Source organism: Burkholderia sp. E168m23 (assembly GCF_016586125.1).
Lineage (GTDB): Bacteria > Pseudomonadota > Gammaproteobacteria > Burkholderiales > Burkholderiaceae > Burkholderia > Burkholderia orbicola.
Window position 1 is genome coordinate 1 of record NZ_BCPP01000843.1, and the last position, 3205, is coordinate 3205.

3 protein-coding genes and 1 pseudogene are annotated in these 3205 nt (G+C 68.8%); all 4 read left to right on the forward strand.

From position 1 onward, the window contains the following. Positions 1 to 169 (forward strand): catalase-related domain-containing protein (locus JMF90_RS30615; RefSeq protein WP_374104292.1); only part of this gene is annotated, 169 nt, incomplete at its 5' end. 79 nt (positions 170 to 248) lie between these two features. Next, a complete protein-coding gene (locus tag JMF90_RS30620) occupies positions 249 to 860 on the forward strand; it encodes an ankyrin repeat domain-containing protein (protein WP_011548134.1) in 612 nt (203 codons plus the stop codon). A gap of 404 nt (positions 861 to 1264) precedes the next feature. Then, positions 1265 to 2426: pseudogene (locus JMF90_RS30625) on the forward strand (efflux RND transporter periplasmic adaptor subunit). A gap of 20 nt (positions 2427 to 2446) precedes the next feature. Beyond that, positions 2447 to 3205 (forward strand): efflux RND transporter permease subunit (locus JMF90_RS30630; protein ID WP_201325847.1); only part of this gene is annotated, 759 nt, incomplete at its 3' end.

Below are 3205 nucleotides of genomic sequence, written 5' to 3' on the forward strand. Positions count from 1 at the left end.
CACCGCGTTGTCCGGCGACCTCGGCCAGGTGAAGAATGCGCAGAACCAGTACGCGATGCTGTCGTACTTCTACAAGGCCGACGCAGACTACGGTACGCGTCTCGCACAGGCCGTTCACGCGAACGTCCAGCAAGTGCAATCGCTCGCGGCGAAGCTGAGCGACAACTGATCCCCGCGACTCCGGTCGCTGCCGACGTGTGCGACACGCGCCGCGCACGTCGGCCCGGCCACTTCATCAGGACACCCTCATGCGATCCGAACGCTTCCCCCACACGATCCGTGCGGCCGTGGCAGCGCTCGCGCTGGCCGCGCTCGCCGGCTGCGCGCACCTGCCCGACCAGCCGACGTACGGCAAGGCCGACCCTGCCGCGCTGCGCCGCTATGACGGCGACTGGTTCGACGCCGCGCGCGTCGGCCGCGTCGATATCCTGCGCGCGTTGCACGATGCCGGCTATCCGGTCGACGCCACCGACAGCCACGGCTATACGGCCGTGATTCTCGCGTCGTACGACGGCCAGCCCGCGGCGCTCGACTACCTGTTGTCGGTCGGCGCCGATGCGTGCGTCGGCGATCGTCACGGCAACACGGCGCTGATGGGCGCCCTCTTCCGGAACGAGCCCGACATCGCGCGACGCCTGATCGACACGCGCTGCCCGATCGACCAGACGAACGGCGCCGGCGAAACCGCGCTGGGGTTCGCGACGCTGTTCAACCGCTTCGAGCTGATTCCGCTGCTCGTCGCGCATGGCGCGAATCCGAACCATGTCGACCGGCGCGGCCAGTCGCTGCTTCAACTCGCGCTGACGCACGACAACACGTATGCGGCGGACGCCCTGCGAAATGCCGGCGCCAAACCGTAGCGCGCCCGCGCGTCAAATGGCGCGCCCCATTCGCTGACCCGATCCACGTCGCCATCGCGCGATGCCGGCGCCATGTCGTGCACGTGTGCGCCCAGCGGCCCCGTCATGGCCAGCCAGCTGCAGACGCACCGCGCCTCGTCGTGCAGTTCCCCCGGTCCCCCTGCCGGCTCGATCTTTAACCACCAGCGCGAGCCGACACGCGCATCGAGCCGAAACACCGCGCGCCCGACACCGCGCCGCACCCTGTTCGTCCGAGCATTCCGCTTCGGCTCATCCCCTCCTTTCGGCGCCTTTCGCCGCCTCCATCGAATCTCCATCTTTCCGCATCAAAGCCCCCAACTAATCCAAGCACACTCCGCCCCGTCAAAGCAGGCAGTGGGCTGCCTGCGCTTCCTGGAGTCGCTATGAAGAATCAGAAACGATGCTGCCACGGTGCCGTATGCGCGCTGGTGGCGGCAATGCTGGCGGGGTGCGGACCGTCCGAGCAGCAGGCCGCCGCCCCGGCCACCCCGGTCGCGGCCATGACGGTGGCCGCCACGCGCGTCGACGTGACCGAAGACCTGCCGGGCCGCGTCGCGGCCGTGCGGGTGGCCGAGATCCGGCCGCAGGTGAGCGGCATCGTGCAACGCCGGCTGTTCGAACAAGGCACCGAAGTGCGCGCCGGCCAGCCGCTGTTCCAGATCAATCCGGCGCCGTTCAAGGCGGAGATGGACACGGCTGCCGCCTCGCTGCAGCGTGCGCAGGCCGCGCTCGAGCGCGCGAAGGTGCAGACGGCGCGCTTCAAGTCCGCTCGTCGAGGCCGACGCGATCAGCCGCCAGGTGTACGACGACGCCGTATCGCAACGCGACCAGGCCGCGGCCGACGTCGCGCAGGCCCGCGCGACGCTCGCGCGCCGCCAGCTCGACCTGAAGTTCGCGACCGTGGAAGCGCCGATCGCCGGCCGCATCGACCAGGCGCTCGTGACCGAAGGCGCGCTGGTGTCGAGCAGCGACAGCCAGCCGATGGCGCGCATCCAGCAGATCGACCAGGTCTACGTGGACGTGCGGCAACCGGCCGCCTCGCTCGAGGCGCTGCGCGACGCGCTCGCGTCGCAGCCGCAAGCGTCGGACGGCAACGGCCTGCCGGTCGACGTGCTGCGCGACGACGACACGCGTTACGACGTGCGCGGCCGCATGCTGTTCTCGGGCGTCAACGTCGATCCGGGCACCGGCGACGTGCTGCTGCGCGTGCTGGTCGACAACCCGAAACGCCAGTTGCTGCCGGGCATGTACGTGCGTGCCCGGATTCCGCGCGCGCACTACGCCAACGCCGTGATGGTGCCGCAACAGGCCATCGTGCGCGCCGGCGGCAAGCCGCAGGTGTGGGTGCTCGACGCGAAAGGTACCGCTCGTCTGAAAGCGGTCGAGGTCGGCGAACTGACGAACCGCAGCTATCGGATCAAATCGGGCCTGCAGGCCGGTCAGAAGATCGTCGTCGAAGGCATGGAGCGCCTGACCGACGGCGCACCGGCTGCCGCAACCGACTGGAAGTCGCCTGACGCGGTCGCCACCGCGTCCGCGCACTGAGTCACGAGGAGCCTCCAGCCATGGCTGAATTCTTTATCCGACGCCCGGTGTTTGCGTGGGTGATCGCGCTCTTCATCATCCTGACGGGGCTGATCGCGATCCCGCAACTGCCGGTCGCGCGCTACCCGTCGGTCGCGCCGCCGTCTGTCACGATCACCGCGAGCTACCCGGGCGCCACGCCGCAGACGATGAACGACGGCGTGCTGAGCCTCATCGAGCGCGAATTATCCGGCGTCAAGAACCTGCTGTACTTCGAATCGTCGGCCGATACCTCGGGCCAGGCACAGATCACCGTGACGTTCAAGCCCGGCACTAATCCGGAGATGGCGCAGGTCGACGTGCAGAACAAGATCAAGTCGGTCGAGCCGCGCCTGCCCGCCGCCGTGCGTCAGAACGGACTAATCGTCGAATCCGCGTCGTCAGGGTTCCTGATGATCGTCAGCCTGCGCTCCGACAACGGCCGCTTCGACGAAGGCGCGCTCGCCGACTACATGGCGCGCAGCGTCTCCGAGGAACTGCGGCGCATCGACGGCGTCGGCCGTGTGCTGCAGTTCGGTTCGGAGCGCGCGATGCGCATCTGGGTCGATCCGCAGAAGCTGATCAATTTCGGCCTGTCGATGAGCGACCTGACGACCGCGATCGGGCAGCAGAACGTGCAGATCGCACCGGGCAGCCTCGGTGCGCTGCCCGCGCTGCCGGGCCAGCGCGTGACCGTGCCGCTCACCGCGCAAGGTCAGCTCACCACACCGGAAGCGTTCGCGAAGGTCGTGCTGCGCGCG